We start from the raw sequence: 22,992 nt of genomic DNA, 5'->3' as shown, positions 1-22,992 counted from the left end.
ATTCCTCGCATTGATTCAGCTGTCAATGATAACACGGCGGGCAGGCCGCCAGGGGGCTCGCTGACCGCACAGCCAGCGCACCCGCATCGCCAGCAAAGGTACCAACAGCAAAACGCCCGACCATGGTGAGTCGGGCGTCGAGCGCGCGTGGGATCCGAAACGGATCAGCGCTTGGAGAACTGCGGACGACGACGGGCTTTACGCAGACCGACTTTCTTACGCTCGACTTCACGCGCATCGCGGGTCACGTAGCCGGCAGCACGCAGCGGCTTGCGCAGCTCTTCGTTGTAGTCCATCAGCGCACGGGTGATGCCGTGGCGAATGGCGCCGGCCTGGGCCGAACCGCCGCCACCCTGGACGGTGATGTAGACGTCGAACTGGCCGGTGGTCTCGGTCAGCTCGAGCGGCTGACGCACGACCATCTGCGCGGTGACGCGGCCGAAATATTCGCCCAGCTCACGGCTGTTGACGGTGATCTTGCCGGTGCCCGGCTTGAGGAACACACGAGCGGTGGAAGTCTTGCGACGCCCGGTGCCGTAGTACTGTTGTGCCATTGCGGTCTACCCTCAGATGTTCAGTTCTTGCGGCTGCTGCGCGGCGTGCGGATGTTCGGTACCGGCGTACACCTTGAGCTTGGCGTACATGGCACGACCCAGCGGGCCCTTGGGCAGCATGCCCTTGACGGCGCTCTCGATCACACGCTCGGGGGCGTGGTCGATCAGCTTCTCGAACGACATGGAGCGCAGGCCGCCCGGGTAACCGGTATGACGGTAGTAATTCTTGGCTTGCGCCTTGTTGCCGGTGACGTGCACCTTCTCGGCGTTGACCACGACGATGTAATCGCCGGTGTCGACGTGCGGGGTGTATTCCGGCTTGTGTTTGCCACGCAGGCGGCGGGCGATCTCCGTCGCCAGACGACCGAGCGTCTTGCCCGATGCATCGACGACATACCAGTCGCGCTGCACGGTTTGCGGCTTGGCACTGAACGTCTTCATGAGTGTTTCACCAAATAAGCGTATTTGGGTCTCGAAGCCAGGCTTCTCGACCATCCCTATTTTTCTTGGGTTGCCGCTTCCGGGGAAGCGGCAACGGATCGAAGAGCGCGCATTGTACACGAGCCCTCCGGGCGGCGAAAGAGGTAGACGAGCCTGTCTCCCGCCACCCCGTCATTCCCTACTCGTCAGAGGGTGTTTACAAATTCGACGAGCGAAGAAGAGACAAGGCGAAATCGGTCGAAAAAGGGACCGGGCTGGCGCTCCAGTTTACAAGGGCTAAATGAGTATTTTGAGACCGATTTCAACGCCGTATCGTCGAGCGCAGGCATTTTGTAAACATCCCTCTCAGGGCTTGTGCGCCAGCGCCAGATAGTCCCGCGACTGCATCTCCTGCAGCCGCGACAGCGTGCGCTCGAACTCGAAGCTGAGGTTGCCGCCGGTATAGAGCGACTCGACCTCGGTCTCGGCCGAGAGCAGCAGTTTCACCGCGCGATCGTAGAACTCGTCGACCATGCTGATGAAGCGCCGCGCCTGATCGTCGCTACCCGCGCCCATGCGCGGCACGTTGGAAACCAGCACCGTGTGATACTCCCGCGACAGCTCGATGTAGTCATTCTGGCTGCGCGGCCCGTCGCAGATCATCTTGAAGTCGAACCACACCACCCCTTCGCACAGCCGGCGCGCGATCAGCTCGCGATGGTTGACGGTGAGCTTGGCGTTCTCGCGTCCTTCGCTGCCGGCGACCGAACGGAAGCTCTTGGCCAGCGAGCGCTCGGCTTCGGCGTCCAGCGGCGAGTGAAAGATCTCTACCTGCTCCAGCGCGCGCAGACGGTAGTCGACCCCGGAATCGACGTTGACCACCTCGCAATTGCGCTTGAGCAGATCGATCGCCGGCAGGAAGCGGGAACGCTGCAGGCCATCCTTGTAGAGGTCGTCGGGCACGATATTGGAGGTCGCCACCAGTACCACGCCCTGGGCGAACAGCGCCTCCATCAGGTTGCCCAGAATCATGGCGTCGGTGATGTCCTTGACGTAGAACTCGTCGAAGCAGATCACCCGCGCCTCGCGTGCGAACTGCGCGGCGATCTGGGTCAGCGGGTTCTTCTCCCCCTTGTGCGCATCGAGCTCGCGGTGGACACGCTGCATGAAGCGGTTGAAATGGGTGCGCATCTTGCGCTCGAACGGCAACGACTCGAAGAACACGTCGACCAGATAGGTCTTGCCGCGCCCCACGCCACCCCAGAAGTAGAGCCCCATGACCGCCGGCTTGGCCGGCGCCTCGGGAGCGGCCGCCTTGCGCTTGCCGAACAGCCCGGCGACCTTGGACAGCGCGGACTCGCCGCCGATAACCGTCGCGGAGGGTTTGGGGGCCGGTACCCGCAGCAGATCGTCGTAGAGGCGCTGCAGATGCTTGACGGCATTTTCCTGCGCCGCGTCGTAGCTGAAGTCGTCGCGCTCGAGATCGGCGCGGTAACGCGCGATCGGCGTCTGGGCATTGGCAGCGGACGTCGCGGAGCGGGGAGCAGTCATGGCGGATCGATGGCCTCATGCAGGAACGGGTGGCGGGGGATTATAGCGCTCGACGAAAGTCTTGACAGCGTCATCCCCACACGCGAGGTTTGACCCGATCACCGAACCGATCGATATAATGGACTTGCAACGATCTCAAGCATGGTCGTGCCGGTCACGCCGAGACCGGGCACGACGTCAAAGGAGCGCATAGTGAACGAAAGCAATATCGATTGGATCCTGGCCATCGCCTGCTTCCTTGCGGGCATCGGTATCGGCGCCCTTTGCTACCATCTGCTCAACGCCAACGTGGCGCGCAATCAGAAGGTGCGCCAACGTCTGGCCGAAACCGAGCTCGAGCTCAACCAGGTCCGCGACTCACTCAACGACCACTTCGCCAAGGTCGCCGATCTCGCCTCCAGCATCCAGCGTCAGAGCCAGGAGCTCGAAAGCCACCTGGTACACGGCGCCGATCGCCTGGTCGACGATCTCCAGCTCAAGCGCCGGTTGCATGGCCAGAACGAGGAAGAGGACGCCAATATCGACGTGCCTCAGGTTCCGCGGGACTACGCCGACGGCAACCGCGGCACCCTCTCCGAGGACTACGGCGTGCGCAAGAAGCGTGACGAAGAGGAAAACGTCAACCAGCCGCCGCGCTACTGATTGCGCGGAGACTTCTGCCGCCGGCACTGCGCCCGGCGGCATACCGCGCCAACTGCCCCTTCCGCTACACCCGCACTCGCTCCTGATAGGGAGATGACCGTCCTCAAGCGGGATTGTCGATGTCCACGAAACGGTGCTCGATCCCGAACCGCGCCGCCAGCCACTCGCCCAGCGCCTCGATGCCGTCACGCTCGGTAGCATGATGCCCTGCCGCCAGATAGGTGATCCCCAGCTCCCGCGCCAGATGGGTGGTGCGCTCTGAGATCTCCCCGGAGATGAACGCCTGCGCCCCGGCCTCGGCGGCCAGCGGCAACATGTCCTGAGCACCACCGGTGCACCAGGCGATGCGCTCGAGCGGCCCCGTATGCCCCTCGATCAGCAGCGGTCGTCGCCCCAATGCCGTCTCGACACGGGTGGCGAGCGCGTGACTGTCCAACTCAGTATCGTCGACTTCAGGGTCGGGCGCGCCGTACCACAAAAGCCCCTGCCCCATGTCGCCATCCAGGCAGCGCTCGGCCACCAGCCCCAGCCGACGGCCGAGACAGGCGTTGTTGCCGAGTTCAGGGTGAGCATCCAAGGGTAGATGGTAGGCCAGCAGATTGATGTCGTGGCCCAGCAGCGTGGCGAAGCGGCGGCGCTTCATGCCGGTCACCGCCACCGGCTCGTTCTTCCAGAAATAGCCGTGGTGCACCAGCACCGCATCGGCCTCCCAGGCCACCGCCGCGTCGAGCAGCGCCTGGCACGCCGTCACCCCGGTCATCACCCGGTTGATGCGCTCGCGCCCCTCGACCTGCAGGCCGTTGACGGTATAGTCCTTGAATGCCCCAGGACGCAATTCGGCGTCGATCGCCGCCTGAAGGGCTACTCGTGAAATCATGCTCTCTCCCGCGCAAAGTCATCGATGAATGTTACACTCGCACCCGAGGGCGACGCCGTCGAGCCCCAGCGCTTGCCCACGGCCTCCCAGGCGCCGTCAGGGCATCCGGCGCCAGGCCGCAGCGCGCAGCTCGCGACCGCCATACACCCCGGACAGACACCCCGGCAGCGGCCTCTCGTGACCGCTGTCAGCCCAAGGACCCCCGCGCATGCGCCGTCACTTTGCCGCGCTATTCTGGCCCACCGTCTGCGGCATCCTGCTCGCCATCGTGCTGCTCTACGCCTTTCCGTCGCTGCTCGGCGGCGGCGCTGAACGCGCCACCCCCAGCCAGGCCCGCACCACCACCGCACACCTCCCCAGCGGGGGTGAACGCGCAGCGCCCAGCGTCGAGGAGGCACCGCCGCTGGTACGCGGCAATGCCACGGTAAGCTACGCCGAGGCTGTCAACCAGGCTGCTCCGGCCGTGGTCAACGTCTACTCCTCGAAGATCATCGACACCAGCCAGCACCCGCTGATGTCCGACCCCTTCTTCCGCCAGTTCTACGGCAAGAACCTGCCCCAGCGCCAGCGCATGCTGTCGAGTCTCGGTTCCGGCGTCATCGTCAGCAAGGATGGCTATATCCTTACCAACAATCATGTGGTCAACGACGCCGACGAGATCCAGGTCGCGCTGCGCGACGGTCGCGAGGCGATCGCCAAGGTGATCGGTACCGACCCGGAAAGCGATCTCGCAGTGCTCAGGATCGATCTTAAAGACCTGCCGGTGATCAAGCTCAGCAACTCCGAAAACGTCGCTATCGGCGACGTGGCGCTGGCGATCGGCAACCCGTTCGGGGTCGGCCAGACCGTGACCATGGGGATCATCAGTGCCACCGGGCGCGACCATATCGGGCTCAACGCCTACGAGGACTTCATCCAGACCGACGCCGCGATCAACCCCGGCAACTCCGGTGGCGCCCTGGTCAATGCCAACGGCTCGCTGGTCGGCATCAATACCGCGATCTTCTCGCGCTCCGGCGGCTCGCAGGGCATCGGCTTCGCCATCCCCACCAACCTGGCCCGCAGCATCCTCGACGACATCGTCACCCAGGGCCGAGTGATCCGCGGCTGGCTGGGCATCGACGCCCAGCAGATGACCCCCGACCTGGCCGCCTCCTTCGGGCTCAAGACCCTGAGCGGCGTGATCATCGCCAACGTGGTGGCCGGCGGCCCGGGAGCCAAGGCCGGACTCGAGCCGGGAGATATCCTGCTGGCGGTTCGCGGCAAGCCGATTCTCGACCCGCGCGAGACCATGGTCGATATCGCCGAGATCACCCCTGGCACTCAGCTGCCGATCACCATTCTGCGCAACGGCGAGAAGCGCGAGGTGACGCTCACCGTGGGCGAGCGCCCCGAACCCAGCGCCGAAGACCCCAAAGGCGATACCGACGGCACTCCTGCGCCAGACAGCGGCACGCAAAAGTCGCCATCAGAGCGCTCAGACGCCCCCAATGACAGCGCGTCGACGTCCGACGCCAGCTGACACGCCTTAGGCTTTCGCTCCCGACGCCCTCCCCACAAACCAAATCGCCGCCCTGAGGGCGGCGATCATTGGCTTTTACGCAAATGCCTACAGCGCAATAAAACGACTCAGCGCTGCCAGCGGCTCTCCGCCGAGCGCGCGTGGGCGGTGAGTGACTCACCCCGGGCCAGCACCGAGGCGGTACGCCCGAGACGGTCGGCACCCGCGGCCGAGCACTCGATCAACGACGAACGTTTCTGGAAGTCGTAGACCCCCAGCGGCGAAGAGAAACGCGCCGTGCCCGAGGTCGGCAGCACATGGTTGGGACCGGCGCAGTAGTCACCCAGCGCCTCGGCGGTGTAGCGGCCCATGAAGATGGCACCGGCGTGGCGCACCTGCTCGGCCATCTCACGCGGTGCGGCCACCGACAGCTCCAGGTGCTCGGGGGCGATACGGTCGACCAGCGCCACCGCCTGCTCGGGCCCGTCGCACAGCACCAGGGCGCCGCGCCGCGACAGCGACTGGCGAATGATCTCGGCGCGTTCCAGGGTCGGCAGCAGCCGCTCGATAGCGGCGTGCACCGCTTCCAGGTGGTCGGCATCCCAGGTCACCAGGATGGCCTGGGCATCTTCGTCGTGCTCAGCCTGGGAGAACAGATCCAGCGCCAGCCACTCGGGATCGGTGCCGCCGTCGGAGACGATCAGAATCTCCGACGGCCCGGCGATCATGTCGATACCCACCTGACCGAACACCGCGCGCTTGGCCGTGGCCACATAGATGTTGCCGGGACCGACGATCTTGTCCACCCGCGGCACGCTCTCGGTGCCGTAGGCGAGCGCCGCGACCGCCTGGGCGCCACCGACGCAGAAGACCCGGTGCACGCCGGCCAGGTGCGCCGCCGCCAGCACCAGCTCGTTGACCACGCCATCGGGGGTCGGCACTACCATGATGATCTCCGCCACCCCGGCGACCTGGGCCGGAATCGCGTTCATCAGTACCGAGGAGGGATAGGCCGCCTTGCCACCGGGCACATAGATACCCACCCGATCGAGCGGGGTGACCTTCTGCCCCAGCAGCGTGCCGTCGGCCTCCTCATAGTGCCAGGAGCCGGGCTTCTGCTGCTCGTGGTAGCTACGGATACGCTCGGCGGCGTGGCTGAGCGCGTCGCGCTGTGCGTCCGGCAGTCCGGCGTAAGCCGCCGCCAGGCGCTCGCCAGCGAGTTCGAGATCGGCAGCACTGGCGAGGGTCAGCCGGTCGAAGCGCTGGGTGTATTCGATCAGCGCGGCGTCGCCCTGCTGACGCACCGCCTTGAGGATCTCGTCGACCCGTGCCGCCACCGCCTGATCGGACACGCCCTCCCAGGCCAGCAGCGCGTCGAGGCGCGTATCGAAGTCGGCATCCCGCGTGTTCAGGCGGGCGATGGTCGGAGTTTGGCTCATCGATTCACTCTCTCGGTCATTGCCGGCACCCGGCCGCTGTCGGCGCGGGGACGCGGCACATCACTCAGGATCAGGCGCCCTCGCGGCGGGCGCTCACGGCGCCACGCAAGCGTTCGATCAGCGGTTTCAGGCGCGCGTGCTTCATGGTCATCGAGGCCTTGTTGACCACCAGCCGGGTACTGATCTCCTCGATCAGTTCGCGCGGCTCCATGCCGTTGGCGCGCAGGGTATTGCCGGTATCGACGATATCCACGATCTCGTCGGCCAGATTCATCAGCGGGGCCAGCTCCATCGCGCCATAGAGCTTGATCACCTCGGCCTGGATGCCCTGCTCGGCATAGTAGCGCCGCGCCACCTCGACGAACTTCGTCGCCACTCGGCGCCGCGCGCGCGCCGGCTCGGCGCCGACGATCCCGGCGGTCATCAGCCGGCAGCGCGAGATCTCCAGATCGAGCGGCTCGTAGAGCCCCTCGGCGCCATGCTCGAGCAGCACGTCCTTACCCGCCACGCCGAGATCGGCCGCGCCCAGCTGCACGTAGGTGGGCACGTCCACCGCGCGGATCACCACCAGCTTGACGTCGGGCAGGTTGGTGTCGAACAGCAGCTTGCGGCTCTTGCCGAAATCATCCGCCGGCACCACCCCCGCATCCGCCAGCAGCGGCAGCGTCTCTTCGAGAATACGCCCCTTGGAGAGCGCGAGAATCAGTTGATCGCTCATGGTATCTCTACACCCGGCTAGCCCGGCACGCGGCGAATCCGCGCACCCAGCAGCTGCAGTTTTTCCTCGATGCACTCGTAGCCGCGGTCGATGTGGTAGATCCGGTCGACCAGGGTCTCGCCCTGGGCCACCATCGCCGCCACCACCAGGCTTGCCGACGCGCGCAGGTCGGTCGCCATCACCGGCGCCCCGGAGAGGCGCTCGACCCCGGTGACCACGGCGGTATTGCCCTCCAGGGCAATATGCGCGCCCATGCGGTTGAGCTCCTGCACGTGCATGAAGCGGTTTTCGAAGATCGTCTCGACCACGGTGCCGGTGCCCTCGGCGACCGCATTGAGCGCCACGAACTGCGCCTGCATGTCGGTCGGGAAAGCCGGATAAGGCGCGGTACGGATGTTCACCGCCTGCGGCCGCCGCCCCTGCATGTCGAGTTCGATCCAGCCCTCGCCGGAAGTGACCTTGCCGCCCGCCTCTTCGAGCTTGCTGAGCACTGCCTCCATGATGTCGGCGCGGGTGTTGCGCACGCGCACGCGCCCGCCGGTCGCCGCCGCCGCCACCAGGAAGGTGCCGGTCTCGATGCGGTCGGGCATGACATCATAGTGACAGCCGTGCAGTCGCTCGACGCCCTCGATCACGATGGTGTCACTGCCGTGACCACGGATCTTGGCACCCATGGCGATCAGACACTCCGCCAGGTCGACCACTTCCGGTTCCCGCGCGGCATTCTCCAGCGTGGTGATGCCGTCGGCCAGGGTGGCTGCCATCAGCAGGTTCTCGGTGCCGGTCACGGTCACGGTGTCGAAGAAGATGGTGGCGCCCTTGAGCCGACCATCGACGCGGGCCCGGATGTAGCCGCCCTCGACGCGGATGTCGGCGCCCATCGCCTCGAGCCCGCGAATATGCAGGTCGACCGGACGCGAGCCGATCGCGCAGCCGCCCGGCAGCGACACGTCGGCGGTGCCGAAGTGCGCCAGCAGCGGACCCAGCACCAGGATCGAGGCGCGCATCTTCTTGACCAACTCGTAGGGTGCGTGGCTGTCGCGCACCTGGGAGCCATCGATCTGAATGCTCATCTTCTCGCCCATCACCGGCTCGATGCCCATGCGACCGAGCAGTTCGAGGGTGGTGGTGATGTCCTGCAGGTGCGGCAGATTGCCGATGGTGACGGGCTCGTCGGCGAGCAGCGTCGCCGCCAGGATCGGCAGCGCCGAATTCTTGGCCCCGCTGGCCCAGACCTCGCCGTCGAGCGGGCCGTTACCGGTAATGATCAGCTTGTCCATGGAGGTTCGCTATAGATCGAAAAGAAGTGGCCAGGTGACCGACCGTGACGAAACCGTATCCGCCGCCGCGGCGGCGGATACGATCAGAACCCCGCGTTTTCCGGCGCCTCGGCCCATTGCGCCGGGGTAAAGGTCTTGATGGTGATGGCATGCAGCGCGCCCGAGGCGATCTCGTCGGAGAGTGCGGCGTAGATCAGCTGCTGGCTCTTGACCTTGTTGAGATCGGCAAAGACCTCGCCCACGGCGACGACCTGAAAATTGCAGCCTTCACCCTGGATATGGAATTCACAGCCGTCGATTCGATCTTCGAGCAGACGTTTGACGTCGCTGGGTTGCATAGACTCGGCTCCCGTATGACTGCTGCGCCGGATGCGCAGGGAAAGCGGCATATGGTAGCGGAAAACGCCCCGCCCTGGCGACGTCATAGACAGGCAAAAACGATGCAAGCCAGATCCGTCACCAAAGCGGGGCTATCGAAAGGAGAAGATAGAGACGCGGGCGCCTCGGCGCCCGCGTCTCTATCTATCGCTCGAGCCATCACCTGAGGCTTGCTCAGGACGAGGCGGGCGTCTCGTCTTCGCGGCAGGTGGTTTCGCGGGCCGGCAGCAGCGGCCCCAACTCGGTGATGTCCATCAGCCGGCGCAGCGGACGCGAGAGCGCCACCCGTTCCAGATGCAGCGAGTGCTTCTGTACACTGCGCACCCACACCAGCAGCACGCTGAGCACGGCGCTGCTGGCCACCTCCACCGCGGTCAGATCGAACGAGACCTGAGTCTCGGCCGGCTGATCCGCCAGCCAGTGCCGACCCGCCTGAGCCAGCGGGCCGGCACTGTCGAAGTCCGCCTCGCCGCGGATGGTCAGCACGTTACCCTCGACCACCTCCAGCGTGGCGTCCTCACGCTCGAGCAGCAGACTCACGAATCGCCACCCTTCTCGAGCTGATCGGTGTCGACCTTGGGCGCCCAGTTGTCGATCACCTTGTCGAAGTCGCGATCATTGTCACGCATCGACTGATCGAACTGGTTGCGGAAGGTCAGGCCCAGGTTGATGCCGTTGACGATCACGTTGATCACCTTCCACTGGCCGTCGCTCTGGCGCAGGGTGAAGCTGACCGGATAGGTCTTGCCGGTGGTCGACACCACCTCGACCGGCACCGAGGCCTGGTCCTCGTAGCGACCGGCGTCCTCGGCGTCCTTCACGCGCAGGGTCTTGTAGTCGAAGGTGACCAGGCCCTTGGCGTAGGTATCGATCAGCGTCTTGCGGAACACCTTGACGAAGCGCGAACGCTGCTCCGGTGTCGCCGCCCGGAAGTAACGCCCCATCACGCTGGCACCGATGTAGCGGAAGTCGGCGACATCCGCCATGTTGCTATCGACCAATTGGGCCAGCGCATCCTCGTGCTGGGCGTAGTAATCCTTCTTGCCCTCGAGCTCCGACATCAGCGAATCGACGCTCTGACGGATCACCTCGGTGGGTGTCTGGGTCTGCGCCTGGGCGGTCGACACCATGGCACACAGCCCCAGCATCAGGGCGGCCACGACGCCGGCGTAGCGGCGGTAAAAGCGGATTGCGTTCATCATCGACTCCTTGTCTGCGATCACTTGGCCATGTTCGACACGAACTGCTGGATCAACTGCTCCAGCACCAGCGCCTGCTGGGTGTCGTGAATGACGTCCCCATCGTGCAACATCTTGGGCGAGCCCCCGACGGTCAGGCCGACATACTGCTCACCGAGCAGACCGGCGGTGAGAATCGACGCCGTGGTGTCGTCGGAGAACTTGCCGTCGTACTGCGAATCGATCTGCATGGTGACCTTGGCGTCGAACCATTTGGGATCGAGTTCGATATCGGTCACCTTGCCGATACGCACGCCCGACATGCTCACTTTCGCCTGCGGGCGCAGCCCACCGATATTGGCGAAGTTGGCCGTCAGCGTGAAGGTGTCCTGGGGCACACCGACCCCCAGGCCGCTGACTCGCAGCCCGAGGAACACCAACCCCAGGATGCCGGCCAGCATGAACAGACCGACACCCAGTTCGAGGACGCTATTGCGCTTCATCCGAGATCTCCAAACATCAAGGCGGTGAGCACGAAATCGAGGCCCAGTACCGCGAGCGAAGCGTAGACCACCGTACGAGTGGTCGCGCGTGAAATACCTTCCGAGGTGGGCACCAGGTCATAGCCCTGGAACACCGCGATCCAGGTCACCACCAGGCCGAACACCAGACTCTTGATCATGCCGTTGAGCACGTCACCGACGAAGTCGACACTGTCCTGCATGTTGCTCCAGTAGGAGCCGTCATACACGCCGAGCCAGTCGACGCCGACCAGGTAACCGCCCCAGATACCGACCACCGCGAAGATCACGGTGAGGATCGGCAGCGACACGAAACCGGCCCACAGCCGCGGCGCGACGATGCGGCGCAGCGGGTCGACCCCGATCATCTCCATGCTGGTGAGCTGCTCGGTGGCCTTCATCAGGCCGATCTCGGCGGTCAACGCCGAGCCGGCGCGGCCGGCGAACAGCAGCGCCGCGACCACCGGCGCCAGCTCGCGCACCAGTGACAACGCCACCATCTGCCCCAGCGCCTCATCGGCGCCGAAGCCCACCAGGATGGTGTAACCCTGCAGCGCCAGCACCATGCCGATGAACAGCCCCGATACCAGCACGATGGCCACCGACATCACGCCGACGAAGTGCATCTGGCGCAGCCACAGGTGGAAACCCTCGCGCGAGGGCAGGCAGAACACGGACTGCACCAGAAAGAGTCCGGCGCGCCCGATCGCCATGAGCACGTCGAGCGTGCCCCGGCCCAGTGCGGCGATACGATCGATCATGAAAACTGCCCCGCGGGTGCCAGGATATCGTCGTAGAAATCCGGCGCCGGATAGTGGAACGGCACCGGTCCATCGGGCTCGCCGTGGACGAACTGACGCGTGTGGGCGTCTTCGTCGACGTCCAGTGTCTGCGGCGTGCCGTGGGACATCACCTTGCCGTCGGCGATGATATAGACGTAGTCGGCGATGGAGAGCGTCTCCTTGATATCGTGAGAGACCACGATAGCAGTCAGCCCCAGCGCCTGATTGACCTTCTTGATCAGCTGCACCAGCACGCCCATCGAAATCGGGTCCTGGCCCACGAAGGGCTCGTCGTAGAGCACCAGGTCCGGGTCCAGCGCCACTGCTCGCGCCAGCGCCACGCGCCGTGCCATGCCTCCGGAGAGCTCCGACGGCATCAGGTGGCGCGCGCCGCGCAGCCCAACCGCCTGCAGCTTCATCAGCACGATGTCGCGAATCATGGCGTTGGGCAGCTCGGTGTGTACGCGCAGCGGAAAAGCCACGTTCTCGAACACATCCAGGTCGGAGAACAGCGCGCCGCTCTGGAACAGCATGCCCATACGCCGACGCAGCTTGAACAGCGAGCGTCGCGGCAGTTTGTGCACATCCTGCCCGCCGATCAGCACCTGGCCGCGGTCAGGTGTCAGCTGCCCGCCGATCAGCTTGAGCAGGGTCGTCTTGCCAGTACCGCTCGGCCCCATGATGGCGGTTATCTTGCCGAGCGGAATCTGCAGATCCACGCCGCGAAACACCTCGGTGCTGCCGCGGGCGAAATGCAGATTCTTGACCTCGATCATAATCGGGTCATTCATGCACCCTCCACCACTCAGGTTCGATAGATTATCGAACATTGTATCCTAACCTGACGGAGTGCAGCCAGCCGTGCGCGTGCTCGCCGTCAGGCGCGCTCTTGCCCCGCTGCCGCCAGCGAATGCCCAAAGTGCAGTCGATCAACGGTATACTGCTCAAACCCTAGCGTGTCCGCGCCCGGATGCCAGCCGACACCCGCGCGACAGCCGATTCTTCATCGACCACCGGCCACGCATGCGACACAGCAGAACGACAGAGCAGGACCATGACCCCAGACGCCACCTTCGATTTTCGCGCCAGCGCCCGGCGCACGCTCACCCTCGAGCAGCAGGCCCTGACTGAACTGATCGACAAGCTCGATGCCAGCTTCGACCACGCCTGCCGCACGCTGCTCGAGTGCAGTGGCCGGATCATCGTCACCGGCATGGGCAAGTCCGGACACATCGCGCGCAAGATGGCGGCCACCTTCGCCAGCACCGGCTCACCGGCCTTCTATCTGCACCCCGGCGAGGCCAGTCACGGCGACCTGGGCATGGTCACCGCGGGTGACGTGGTGATCGCGCTCTCCAACTCCGGCGAGACCCAGGAGATCACTGGACTGATCACCCTGTTCAAGCGCCTGGGCGCGCCACTGATCAGCCTCACCGGCCGCCCCCACTCGACCCTGGCCCGCTACAGCGACGTGCACATCGACACCGGCGTGTCGCGCGAGGCGTGCCCGCACGACCTCGCGCCCACCTCGTCGACCACCGCGGCCCTGGCGATGGGCGACGCCCTGGCCCTGGCGCTGCTCGAGGCGCGTGGCTTCAGCCCCGAGGACTTCGCCCTGTCGCACCCCGGCGGAACCCTGGGCAAGCGGCTGCTGCTGCGCGTCAGCGATCTGATGCACGGTGGCGAGCGGCTGCCCTGCGTGCCCGCCGGCAGCCCCCTGCGTGTAGCGCTGCTGGAGATGACACGCAAGGGCATGGGCTTCACCTGCGTGGTGGATGAACATCAGCATCTGGTCGGTGTCTACACCGACGGCGACCTGCGCCGCACGCTGGACCAGCGCGGCGATTTCGACCTGCTCAAGGTCGATGACGTGATGACCCGCGGCGGCAAGACGACGGCGCCGGACATGCTCGCCGCCGAGGCGGTGCGCATCATGGAAGACAACATGATCACCGCCCTCGCGGTGGTCGAGGCGGGACGCCCGATCGGCGCCCTGCACATGCACGACCTACTGCGCAGCGGCGTGATCTGAGATGGCCGCTGCTCGCGCCAATGCCGGCGCTCGCGTCGAACCCGATGCCCGGGTCGAACCCGATTCGAAAGGAGACCGCGTGACAGCCACGCCACGAACTCGCTCCCCCTGGTGGCGCCGCCTCGGCCTGCTGGCCCTGCTGCTGGCCCTCGGCGGCGGGCTCGCCTATCTCGACCAGCGCAACGAGCGCACCCCGGCGCCGGCGCCCAGCGATCCCGCCGGCGAACCCGACTACTTCCTCGAAGATGCGCGGATGACGCGCTTCGACGAGCAGGGCCGCGCCTATCAGCGGCTCGACACGCCGCGCATGGTGCACACCCCGGCCGACGACGTGATCCGCGCCGAGAAGCCCCACGGCTACCTGATCGACGACGATCAGCGCGAGTGGCAGATCACCGGCGACCGCGGCCAGCTGGCCGAAGATGGCAACCTGCTCACGCTCGAAGGCAACGCGCGCCTGGTGCAGCCGACCAATGCCTGGAGCCTGGAGACCCAGACGCTCCACTACGACAATCGCACTGCGCACGCCTGGAGTGACACCTCTTCCGTCTTGCGTCAGCATAACCAGACCATGCGTGGCGATCGTTTCGACGCCTGGATCAACGAGAATCGCATGCGTCTGACCGACAATGTGCAGGGCCGCCTGCCACAGCAACCTGAGGATCAAGGATCATGAGGCGAGAACTCGGCCAACTGCTGGTCTTGACCGCACTGGGACTCTCCAGCCTGCCCGCCCTGGCGCTGGAGAGCGACGCCTCGGCGCCGATCGAGATCGCCGCCGACCAGCTCGAACTCGACGATCGCCAAGGCACCGCGGTCTACACCGGCAAGGTCGACATGCAGCAGGGCAGCATGCAGCTCAAGGCCGCGCGAGTGGAGATCAAGCGCGGCAAGAACGGCGAAGTAAGCCTGGTGACCGCCACCGGCGGCGGTGATCAGCGCGCCTATCTGGAGCAGAAGCCTGCCCCCGACGAAGCCCTGGTCAAGGGCTGGGGCGACAAGATCATCTATCACGCCGCCGAGCGCCGGGTCGAGCTGATCGGCAACGCCGAGCTGCACCAGGCACGCGACACCTTCGACGGCGCCTACGTCGAGTACTATCTCAACTCGCGCCGAGTCAACGCCCGCTCCAGCACCAGTGGCGACGGCAGCGGTGATGGCCGCGTGCGCATGACGCTCACGCCACGTCAGCAGACCCAGTGACGCCCCCTTTCGCGAGGCAAGGAAGAAAGCGATGAAAACGCTAACGGCCGCCCACCTGGCCAAGAGCTACAAGGGGCGTCGAGTCGTCCACGACTTCAGCCTGACCCTGCGCCAGGGCAGCATCGTCGGCCTGCTCGGTCCCAATGGTGCCGGCAAGACCACGTCCTTCTACATGATCGTGGGCCTGGTCAAATCCGACGCCGGCAGCGTGCACATCGACGATCGTGATCTGAGCCGCGCGCCGATGCACGAACGCGCCCGCGCCGGCATCGGCTATCTGCCGCAGGAGGCCTCGATCTTCCGCAAGCTCAGTGTCGCCGACAACATCATGGCCATTCTGGAAACGCGCAAGGATCTCGACCGCGCCGGGCGCCGCGACCGCCTGGAGCAGCTGCTCGGCGATTTCCACGTCGACCATATCCGCGACAATCTGGGCATGTCGCTCTCCGGCGGCGAGCGGCGCCGGGTGGAGATCGCCCGGGCACTGGCCACCGAGCCCGCCTTCGTGCTGCTCGACGAGCCCTTCGCCGGGGTCGATCCGATCTCGGTGGGCGATATCAAGAACATCATCCGCCAGCTGCGCGATCGCGAGATCGGCGTACTGATCACCGATCACAACGTGCGCGAGACGCTCGATATCTGCGACAACGCCTATATCGTCGGCGATGGCCAGATCATCGCCGAGGGGCGCCCCGAGGCGATTCTCGACAACCAACGCGTGCGGGATGTCTATCTGGGGCACGAGTTCCGCCTCTAAGGTCGCACTGCCCCCTTCCCAGCCCGCTGCGCCACCGCGGCGGGCCGGGCCCCTCTCGAAGCCGCCGCAGGCCCCATCCGAACGCACCGTGGCATAATTCTTGCATAAAGTTAGCGCTCAAAGCGTTGCATCCCGCCGGGGCAGTCAGTAACGTAGGGTTATCCTATCGACCGGCGGCCACCGCTGCCCCATGTGTGTCCATGCCATGTCCATGAAACCTTCACTGCAACTGCGCGTCGGCGCCCAGCTGACGATGACGCCACAGCTACAGCAGGCGATCCAGCTGCTGCAGCTGTCGACGCTCGATCTGCGCCAGGAGATCCAGCAGGCGCTCGAGACCAATCCCATGCTCGAGCTGGATGAAGAGTATGCCGAGCAGGCGGTCAGCGAGACGCCCGAGGAGGACTGGGCCAGCGACATTCCCGAGGAGCTCGCCCTCGACAGCGAGTGGAGCGACACCTATCAGGACATCGCCGCCAGCGCCGCTCCGGCCGGCGCCGACGAGTGGCCGGATCTGGAGCGCAACGCCGCCGGCACCACGCTCCACGACCATCTCGCCTGGCAGCTTGCCATGGGCGAGTTCTCCTCCCGCGAACGGCTCATCGGCGAGTGTCTGATCGACGCCATCAACGCCGATGGCTATCTCGAGGGCTCCCTCGACGAGCTCGCCGCGGGGCTGCGCGCACAGCAATCCGAAGCCGTCACCAGCGCCGATGTCGAGCGTGTGCTGCTGCGACTGCAGCAGTTCGATCCCACCGGCGTGGGCGCCCGCGACCTGCGCGAATGCCTGCTGCTACAGCTCGGCGCCCTGCCCGAAGACACCCCGCTGCTGCCCCAGGCCAAGCGTCTGGTACGCCAGTTCCTGGAGGCGCTGGCCGGCGACGACCGGCGCCAGCTCAAGCGCCGCCTGCGCCTCGAGGATGCCGAGCTCGACCGCGTCATCGCCACCATCCGCACCCTCGACCCGCGCCCCGGCCAGGTCTTCGACCACGGCCAGCAGGACTACGTGATCCCCGACCTGGTGGCGCGCCTGACCCGCGACGGCTGGCGCATCGAGCTCAACGCCGAGGCACTGCCGCGGCTGCGCATCCAGCCCGACTACGCCGCCCTGATCCGGCGCGCCGACAAGAGCGACGACAACACCTTCCTGCGCCAGCACCTGCAGGAGGCACGCTGGCTGATGAAGAGCCTCTCCAGCCGTAACGACACCCTGCTGCGGGTGGGGCGCGAAATCATGGCGCGCCAGGTCGACTTCCTCGAGCGCGGCGAAGAGGCGATGAAACCGCTGATCCTGGCCGACATCGCCACCAGCGTCGACATGCACGAATCCACCATCTCGCGGGTGACCACGCAGAAGTTCATCCACACCCCGCGCGGGGTGTTCGAGCTCAAGTACTTCTTCTCCAGCCAGGTGGGCCAGCGCGGCGAGAGCGACAGCGTCTCCAGCACCGCGATTCGGGCACGCCTCAAGAAGCTGATCGGCGAGGAGTCGCCGCGCAAGCCGCTCTCCGACAGCAAGCTGGTGGAGCTATTGGCGCAGGCCGATATCAGCGTCGCCCGGCGCACCGTAGCCAAGTACCGCGAGGCCATGGGCATCCCCGCCTCCAGTGAACGCAAGCGATTGTCTTGAATGGGTTTTTAGAATTCTCGCCAGCGCAGGGCGATCAATCGTCCGCGATCCCTTTGCAGCGCGGAGAAAAGGGTTACAATCAGAGGTGCCACATAAGCCGCAACAGGAGCGCGCCATGCAAGTGAACGTCACCGGCCATCATGTCGAACTGACCGACGCCCTGCGGGACTACGTCGACGAGAAACTCGCACGTCTGGAGCGCCACTACGACAACATCACCAACGTTCAGGTGACGTTGAGCATCGAGAAAGAGCGTCAGCAAGCGGCTTGCACGCTACACGCAGCGGGCGGCGATATTCATGCCGAAGCCAGCGATATCGACATGTATGCCGCGATCGATGCCCTGACCGACAAGCTGGACCGCCAACTGGTCAAACACAAAGAGAAGGCACAGGCCCGCGCGCAAGGCGCAGGCGCCCGCTAATTCCCCGATGATCACTCTGGAAACCATCCTGCCCCCCGAGCGCACCCTCTACGGTGTGACGGGGGGCAGCAAAAAGCGTCTGCTGGAATTCTTCAGCACCTTCATCGCCCAGAATACGCCCAGCCTGGACAGTCAGGAGGTCTTCAGCCGCCTGATCGGCCGCGAGCGTCTGGGCAGCACAGGCATCGGCAACGGGGTCGCCATTCCGCACGCGCGCAGCCCGCACTGCAAGACCCCGCTGGCCGGCTTCATGCGCCTCGAGGATGCCATCGACTTCGATGCCATCGACGGCGAGCCGGTGGACCTGGTGTTCGTGCTGCTGGTGCCGGAGGAGGCAGACGATGCCCATCTTTCGCTGCTGGCCGAGGTCGCCGGCATCATGAATCAGAGCAGCGTGCGCCAGAAGCTGCGTCAGGCCGGCTCGCAGCGCGCGCTCCACGACACGCTGATCGACGCCATCCGCCATCATCAGGACAGCGAAGACGGATAGAGACTGCATGCGACTCGTCATCATCAGCGGCCGCTCGGGGTCGGGAAAGTCCATTGCGCTGCAAGCGCTCGAGGATCTCGGCTACTACGCCATCGACAACCTGCCGGCCAATCTGCTGGCGCCGCTGATCGACGAGCTCAGAGCCGCTCCGCCCTCACGACCCAACGTGGCGGTGAGCATCGATGCACGCAACCTGCCGGAGGCGCTGGAGCGCTTTCCGGTTCTGCTCGAAGGCGTGCGCGAACGCGGCATCGATACCCAGGTGGTCTATCTCACCGCCGACGCCAAGGTGCTGCTCGAACGCTACTCGGCCACGCGCCGTCGTCACCCGCTGACCCGCGGCAACGACATGACGCTGGCCGAGGCGATCGACAACGAGCAGACCTACCTGGCACCGATCCGGCGGGTCGCCGATTTGGTGATCGATACCCGCGGCCTGTCGGTCCACGACCTGCGTGCACGTATCAGCGAACAGGTGGCACGGCACAGCGGCGGCCGCCTCACGCTGACCTTCGAATCGTTCGGCTTCAAGCGCGGTGTGCCGCTGGATGCCGACATGGTGTTCGACGTGCGCTGCCTCCCCAACCCTTTCTGGGACCCGACGCTGCGCGCTTTCGACGGCCGTGACGACGAGATCGTCACCTTTCTCGAGCAGTACCCCGACGTGCACGCCATGGCCGGCGATATCCACGCTTGGCTGATCCGCTGGCTGCCGGCCTATCTGGCCAGTCACCGTAGCTATCTCACCGTCGCGGTGGGCTGCACCGGGGGCCATCACCGCTCGGTCTATCTGATCGAGCGTCTGGCGCACCACTTCCGCCATGACGACGTCGACATCCGCCTGCGCCATCGCGAGCTCGGTGTGCACACCGCCCTCTCCGATGACGTTCCGGCGGAGCGGGGTAGCGATGCCGACGCGTGAACTGCGGCTGACCAATCGCCGTGGTCTGCACGCCCGCGCCGCGACCAAACTGGTGCAGTGCTGTCAGCCGTTCGCCGCCCGGGTCGCGGTGCACCACGGCGAACGTATCGCCGACGCCGCCAATATCATGTCGCTGCTGATGCTGGCCGCCCCCTGCGGCACGCCGCTGGTGATCGTCACCGAAGGTGACGAGGCGGAATCGGCGATGGAAGCGATCACCGCGCTGTTCGAGGCCCGCTTCCACGAGGACGAGTAGGCCTCGCGACCGGGGCGCATCGATAGCGGCAGCGTCTTCGCGTCAATTTACCCGACACCTACCGTGGCCGCGCCCAGGAGCCCCGCATGAACTTCCATACTCGCAAATGGATCAAGCCCGAGGATCTCAATCCCAACGGCTCGCTGTTCGGCGGCAGTCTGCTGCGCTGGATCGACGAGGAAGCCGCGATCTACGCCATCATTCAGCTCGACAATGCCAACGTGGTCACCAAGTTCATCTCGGAGATCAACTTCGTTTCCAGTGCGCGCCAGGGTGACATCATCGAGCTGGGCCTCACTGCCACCCACTTCGGCACCAGCTCGATCACGCTCTCCTGCCAGGTCCGCAACAAGATCACCCGCAAGAGCATTCTGACCATAGATCGCATGGTGTTCGTCAATCTCGACGCCGACGGCCAACCCACGCCCCACGGCAAGACCGAGATCACCTACGTCAAGGACCGCCTCGACAGCTGATCGCCAACCTCCTCTCAGCGGCGTGCCGCAAGATCCCAGCACTCACTAGATAACAGCACTCACTCGATAACAGCGCTCACTCGGTGCCGGCACTGGCCCGGCGGATCGCCGGCAGGCAGAGCGCGAGCAGCACGCCAGCAATCAGACTCACCGTGCCCAGCGCCATGAAATAGGCCACCTCGGTACGCTGGGTATACCACTCGCCGGCACGCCCGCCGGCGGCGAAGCCCAGAGACAGCGACAGGTAGAAGAGTGCGATCATCTGGGTCTGCATCGCGCGCGGTGCCAGCCGCGTGGTGACCGACAGCCCGATCGGTGACAGGCACAGCTCGGACACCGTGAAGCCGAGTAGCAGCAGCACCAGTACCCACAGCGGCATGCCTGCCGCCTCCGCGCCCAGCCAGGGTAGATAGCCGAAGAACGACGCGCCGATTACCAGCATGGCGATCACGAACTTGGCTGCCGACGAAGGCTGGCGCTGGCCCAGGCGTGACCACAGCCAGGCAAAGACCCCGGAGAGCAGGATGATGGTGAGCGCCTGCACCGAGGTCAGCCAGCCCACCGGGATCGTCCAGCTACCCAGCTGGCGATCCACGCGCTGATCGAAGAACGCCACGATCACAGTATAGGACTGCACATAGAGCGCCCAGTAGACCGCGCTGGCGATGAACAGCGGCACGAAGGCGAGGACCCGGCGGCGCTCCAGCGCCGACACCTGGGACGAGCGCAGAATGACCACGAAATAGGCCAGCGTGGTGACCACGATCACCCCGAGGATCACATCGGTCAGCGTGTCCGCCCGCAGCCAGCCGAACACCAGCGCCGCCGCCAGCAGTACCAGCGCACCAAGTGCGCCGAACAGATAGCGCTTGGCCTCCCCCGCCGCCAGCGGCATCGGCGGATGGCGCTGCGCCTCGGCGAGATGGCGCCGGCCGAAGGCGTACTGGATCAGCCCCAGCGCCATGCCGATGGCAGCGATGCCGAAACCGTAGTGAAAGCCGGCGCTGCTCTGCAGATAGCCGGTCAGCAGCGGCCCGGCGAAGCCGCCGAGATTGATCCCCAGATAGAAGATCGAGAAGCCGGCGTCGCGCTTGGGGCTGCCCGGGGCGTAGAGCGATCCGACCAGGGCGGCGCAGGTCGCCTTGACCCCGCCGCTGCCCAGCGCCACCAGGCACAGACCCAGCGTCACCCCGGGAACCCCGGGCACCAGCGCCAGGGCGATATGCCCCGCCATCACGATCGCCCCCGAGTAGAACAGCGTGCGCTCGGGGCCGAGTACGCGGTCGGCGAACCAGCCGCCGAGGATCGTCGCCAGATAGACGCTGCTGCCGTAGGCGCCGACGATACCGAACGCCGCGCTCTCGGCGATGCCCAGCCCACCCCGTGCGCTCTCGTAGTAGAGATAGATCAGCAGGATCGCCTGCATGCCGTAGAACGAGAAGCGCTCCCACACCTCCATGCCGAAGAGCGTCGACAGCGGCCAGGGATGGCCCAGGAACTGACGCGACTCGCCCGCTTGCCGGGACTGATTCATAGCCTCACCCACTTCGTCCTTGATGCCGTGTTGCCCTGACCGCACGCCCGCCTACTGGCCGGCGAGCATCATCCCATCCACCAGCCAGCTGCCGGTATGCACGCTGCCGCGGCGATCGATGTCGTCACCCACGCCCTGCAGGGCGGCGAACATCTCACGCAGGTTACCGGCGACCGTGAACTCCTCCACCGGATGCGAAATCTCGCCGTTTTCCACCCAGAACCCGGCCGCCCCGCGCGAATAGTCGCCGGTGACCGGGTTGAGCCCCTGGCCCATCATTTCGGTGACCATCACCCCGGTGCCCATCTGACGCATCAGCGCTGCAAGCTCGGTGGTCGGCGCCTGGATGCGCACGTTGCGCGCGCCGCCGGCGTTGCCGGTGGTGTGCAGGCCGAGGCGGCGAGCGCTGTAGGCCGACAGCATGTAGCTGGCCAGACGCCCCTGATCGATGAAGACATTGTCGCGGGTGGCGACACCGTCGCCATCGAAGGCGGCACTCGCCAGGCCGCCGCGCTCGCGCGGGTGCTCGCCGAGGGAGAACCACTCGGGGAACAGCGTCGCCCCGAGCTGATCGCAGAGGAACGAGGACTCACGATAGAGCGCCCCGCCGGCGATGCTGTTGAGCAGGTTGCCCACCAGCCCGCGCGCCATCTCCGGGGCGAACAGCACAGGAAAGCGGCCGGTACGCGGGCGCCGGGCATCGAGCCGGCGCAGGGTACGCTCGGCAGCGCTGATCCCGACCTGCTCGGGGCTGGCCAGATCGCTCGCCCGGCGCGCCGTGGTGAAGTCGTGGTCACGCTGCATGCGCTCGCCGCTGCCGGCGATCAGCAGGCACGACAGCGAGTGGCGCGTACCGCGGCGGCTGCCCAGAAAACCGTGGCTGTTGGCGTAGACCGTCACCGCCTCGGTCGATGACAGGCTGGCGCCCTCCGAGTTGGTGATACCCGCGCGCTCGCGCCCGGCCTGCTCGCAGCGCAGCGCCAGCTCGATCGCCGCATCAGTATCCAGGGCCCAGGGGTGATGCAGATCGAGATCGGGCAGCTCGGTGGCCATCAGTGCGGCATCGGCGAGACCCGCGGCGGGGTCCTCGCCGGTATGCCGGGCGATCGCGATCGCCTTCTCGACCACCGCCCGCAGCGAGGCATCGCTGGCATCCGAGGACGACGCGTTGCCCTTGCGCTGGCCGACGTAGACGGTGACCGCGATGCCCTGATCGCGCGAGAGCTCGACGCTCTCGGTCTCGCCCAGGCGCACCCCCACGCCGATCCCCTGATCGACACTGGCGCCCACCTCGCAGGCGTCGGCGCCCAGCTCGGCGGCGAGCGCCAGCGCCTGGGACGCCCGCTCCTCGAGACGTGACTGCTGTTCGGCGGCATCGAAGGCCTGACTCATGGCAAACTCCTGATCGATGGTGCCCTGACCGCATC

Annotated in this window: 27 protein-coding genes; 12 read left to right on the top strand and 15 right to left on the bottom strand. The window is 65.9% G+C overall.

Going from position 1 to position 22,992, the window contains the following annotated elements:
- Positions 1-164 precede the first annotated feature (164 nt).
- From rpsI to zapE, 3 genes are all read right to left on the bottom strand, one after another.
- A complete protein-coding gene (gene rpsI, locus ABV408_RS07495) occupies positions 165-554 on the bottom strand; it encodes a 30S ribosomal protein S9 (protein ID WP_035473793.1) in 390 nt (129 codons plus the stop codon).
- A gap of 12 nt (positions 555-566) precedes the next feature.
- A complete protein-coding gene (rplM, locus tag ABV408_RS07490) occupies positions 567-995 on the bottom strand; it encodes a 50S ribosomal protein L13 (protein ID WP_035473795.1) in 429 nt (142 codons plus the stop codon).
- Positions 996-1,340: 345 nt separating this feature from the next.
- Positions 1,341-2,525 carry a cell division protein ZapE gene (zapE, locus tag ABV408_RS07485; RefSeq protein ID WP_353981814.1) on the bottom strand — a complete coding sequence of 395 codons (1,185 nt, stop codon included), beginning with the start codon at positions 2,523-2,525 and terminating at the stop codon, positions 1,341-1,343.
- 192 nt (positions 2,526-2,717) lie between these two features.
- Between zapE and ABV408_RS07480 the strand changes: the two genes are divergently transcribed.
- The gene (locus ABV408_RS07480; RefSeq protein ID WP_353981813.1) at positions 2,718-3,167 is read left to right on the top strand and encodes a ZapG family protein; all 450 of its coding nucleotides are present in this window, start codon (positions 2,718-2,720) and stop codon (positions 3,165-3,167) included.
- A gap of 103 nt (positions 3,168-3,270) precedes the next feature.
- Here the strand turns inward: ABV408_RS07480 and ABV408_RS07475 are convergent, their stop codons facing one another.
- A complete protein-coding gene (locus ABV408_RS07475; protein ID WP_353981812.1) occupies positions 3,271-4,044 on the bottom strand; it encodes a Nif3-like dinuclear metal center hexameric protein in 774 nt (257 codons plus the stop codon).
- Positions 4,045-4,252: 208 nt separating this feature from the next.
- Between ABV408_RS07475 and ABV408_RS07470 the strand changes: the two genes are divergently transcribed.
- Positions 4,253-5,566, top strand: a complete 1,314-nt coding sequence (locus tag ABV408_RS07470) for a Do family serine endopeptidase (RefSeq protein WP_353981811.1) — start codon at positions 4,253-4,255, stop codon at positions 5,564-5,566.
- 107 nt (positions 5,567-5,673) lie between these two features.
- Here ABV408_RS07470 and hisD read toward each other — a convergent pair whose 3' ends face one another.
- The 9 genes from hisD to ABV408_RS07425 all read right to left on the bottom strand — a co-directional run bounded on the left by hisD (position 5,674) and on the right by ABV408_RS07425 (position 12,632).
- Entirely contained in the window at positions 5,674-6,984 is a 1,311-nt protein-coding gene (gene hisD, locus ABV408_RS07465; RefSeq protein ID WP_353981810.1) for a histidinol dehydrogenase, read from the bottom strand.
- 70 nt (positions 6,985-7,054) lie between these two features.
- A complete protein-coding gene (gene hisG / locus ABV408_RS07460) occupies positions 7,055-7,702 on the bottom strand; it encodes an ATP phosphoribosyltransferase (RefSeq protein WP_353981809.1) in 648 nt (215 codons plus the stop codon).
- 17 nt (positions 7,703-7,719) lie between these two features.
- Entirely contained in the window at positions 7,720-8,982 is a 1,263-nt protein-coding gene (gene murA, locus ABV408_RS07455) for a UDP-N-acetylglucosamine 1-carboxyvinyltransferase (RefSeq protein ID WP_353981808.1), read from the bottom strand.
- An 83-nt stretch (positions 8,983-9,065) separates the two neighbouring features.
- Positions 9,066-9,320, bottom strand: a complete 255-nt coding sequence (locus ABV408_RS07450; protein WP_106420490.1) for a BolA family protein — start codon at positions 9,318-9,320, stop codon at positions 9,066-9,068.
- Positions 9,321-9,534: 214 nt separating this feature from the next.
- Positions 9,535-9,900: an STAS domain-containing protein gene (locus ABV408_RS07445; RefSeq protein ID WP_353981807.1), complete on the bottom strand. Its 366-nt coding sequence runs from the start codon at positions 9,898-9,900 to the stop codon at positions 9,535-9,537.
- Positions 9,897-10,559 (bottom strand): ABC transporter substrate-binding protein, encoded by a 663-nt coding sequence (locus tag ABV408_RS07440; protein WP_353981806.1) that lies wholly within the window; start codon positions 10,557-10,559, stop codon positions 9,897-9,899. Before ABV408_RS07440 ends, ABV408_RS07445 begins: the two co-directional genes overlap by 4 nt.
- 20 nt (positions 10,560-10,579) lie before the next feature.
- On the bottom strand, positions 10,580-11,041 hold the full coding sequence (gene mlaD, locus ABV408_RS07435) for an outer membrane lipid asymmetry maintenance protein MlaD (protein WP_353981805.1): 462 nt from the start codon (positions 11,039-11,041) through the stop codon (positions 10,580-10,582).
- The gene (gene mlaE, locus ABV408_RS07430; RefSeq protein WP_353981804.1) at positions 11,038-11,820 is read right to left on the bottom strand and encodes a lipid asymmetry maintenance ABC transporter permease subunit MlaE; all 783 of its coding nucleotides are present in this window, start codon (positions 11,818-11,820) and stop codon (positions 11,038-11,040) included. The genes mlaD and mlaE overlap by 4 nt, the downstream gene beginning before the upstream one ends.
- The gene (locus tag ABV408_RS07425) at positions 11,817-12,632 is read right to left on the bottom strand and encodes an ATP-binding cassette domain-containing protein (protein ID WP_353981803.1); all 816 of its coding nucleotides are present in this window, start codon (positions 12,630-12,632) and stop codon (positions 11,817-11,819) included. Before ABV408_RS07425 ends, mlaE begins: the two co-directional genes overlap by 4 nt.
- A 263-nt stretch (positions 12,633-12,895) precedes the next feature.
- On the opposite strand from ABV408_RS07425, the gene ABV408_RS07420 reads away from it, so the two are divergent.
- The 10 genes from ABV408_RS07420 (at position 12,896) to ABV408_RS07375 (ending at position 20,031) form a co-directional block, all read left to right on the top strand.
- A complete protein-coding gene (locus ABV408_RS07420) occupies positions 12,896-13,873 on the top strand; it encodes a KpsF/GutQ family sugar-phosphate isomerase (protein ID WP_353981802.1) in 978 nt (325 codons plus the stop codon).
- Positions 13,874-13,952: 79 nt separating this feature from the next.
- The gene (gene lptC, locus ABV408_RS07415; RefSeq protein WP_353981801.1) at positions 13,953-14,549 is read left to right on the top strand and encodes an LPS export ABC transporter periplasmic protein LptC; all 597 of its coding nucleotides are present in this window, start codon (positions 13,953-13,955) and stop codon (positions 14,547-14,549) included.
- Complete coding sequence (gene lptA / locus ABV408_RS07410; protein WP_353981799.1) at positions 14,546-15,076, top strand: lipopolysaccharide transport periplasmic protein LptA; 531 nt, start codon at positions 14,546-14,548, stop codon at positions 15,074-15,076. Before lptC ends, lptA begins: the two co-directional genes overlap by 4 nt.
- 31 nt (positions 15,077-15,107) lie before the next feature.
- A complete protein-coding gene (gene lptB, locus ABV408_RS07405; RefSeq protein WP_353981798.1) occupies positions 15,108-15,833 on the top strand; it encodes an LPS export ABC transporter ATP-binding protein in 726 nt (241 codons plus the stop codon).
- A 205-nt stretch (positions 15,834-16,038) separates the two neighbouring features.
- Positions 16,039-17,463, top strand: a complete 1,425-nt coding sequence (locus ABV408_RS07400; protein WP_353981796.1) for an RNA polymerase factor sigma-54 — start codon at positions 16,039-16,041, stop codon at positions 17,461-17,463.
- A 115-nt stretch (positions 17,464-17,578) separates the two neighbouring features.
- The gene (gene hpf, locus ABV408_RS07395) at positions 17,579-17,887 is read left to right on the top strand and encodes a ribosome hibernation-promoting factor, HPF/YfiA family (protein ID WP_035473830.1); all 309 of its coding nucleotides are present in this window, start codon (positions 17,579-17,581) and stop codon (positions 17,885-17,887) included.
- A gap of 10 nt (positions 17,888-17,897) precedes the next feature.
- Positions 17,898-18,377 (top strand): PTS sugar transporter subunit IIA, encoded by a 480-nt coding sequence (locus ABV408_RS07390; RefSeq protein WP_353982208.1) that lies wholly within the window; start codon positions 17,898-17,900, stop codon positions 18,375-18,377.
- Between the two features lie 7 nt (positions 18,378-18,384).
- Entirely contained in the window at positions 18,385-19,299 is a 915-nt protein-coding gene (rapZ, locus tag ABV408_RS07385) for an RNase adapter RapZ (RefSeq protein WP_353981795.1), read from the top strand.
- Entirely contained in the window at positions 19,286-19,555 is a 270-nt protein-coding gene (locus tag ABV408_RS07380) for an HPr family phosphocarrier protein (protein WP_353981794.1), read from the top strand. Before rapZ ends, ABV408_RS07380 begins: the two co-directional genes overlap by 14 nt.
- Positions 19,556-19,641: 86 nt before the next feature.
- Complete coding sequence (locus tag ABV408_RS07375) at positions 19,642-20,031, top strand: hotdog domain-containing protein (RefSeq protein WP_353981793.1); 390 nt, start codon at positions 19,642-19,644, stop codon at positions 20,029-20,031.
- 76 nt (positions 20,032-20,107) lie between these two features.
- Here the strand turns inward: ABV408_RS07375 and ABV408_RS07370 are convergent, their stop codons facing one another.
- Together ABV408_RS07370 and pmbA are read right to left on the bottom strand one after the other, a co-directional pair.
- Positions 20,108-21,565 (bottom strand): oligopeptide:H+ symporter, encoded by a 1,458-nt coding sequence (locus tag ABV408_RS07370; protein ID WP_353981792.1) that lies wholly within the window; start codon positions 21,563-21,565, stop codon positions 20,108-20,110.
- Between the two features lie 51 nt (positions 21,566-21,616).
- Positions 21,617-22,957: a metalloprotease PmbA gene (gene pmbA / locus ABV408_RS07365; protein ID WP_353981791.1), complete on the bottom strand. Its 1,341-nt coding sequence runs from the start codon at positions 22,955-22,957 to the stop codon at positions 21,617-21,619.
- Positions 22,958-22,992 lie beyond the last annotated feature (35 nt).

It is taken from the genome of Salinicola endophyticus (assembly GCF_040536835.1).
Classification (GTDB): Bacteria; Pseudomonadota; Gammaproteobacteria; order Pseudomonadales; family Halomonadaceae; genus Salinicola; species Salinicola endophyticus_A.
This window is presented reverse-complemented; position numbering and strand designations above follow the sequence as displayed.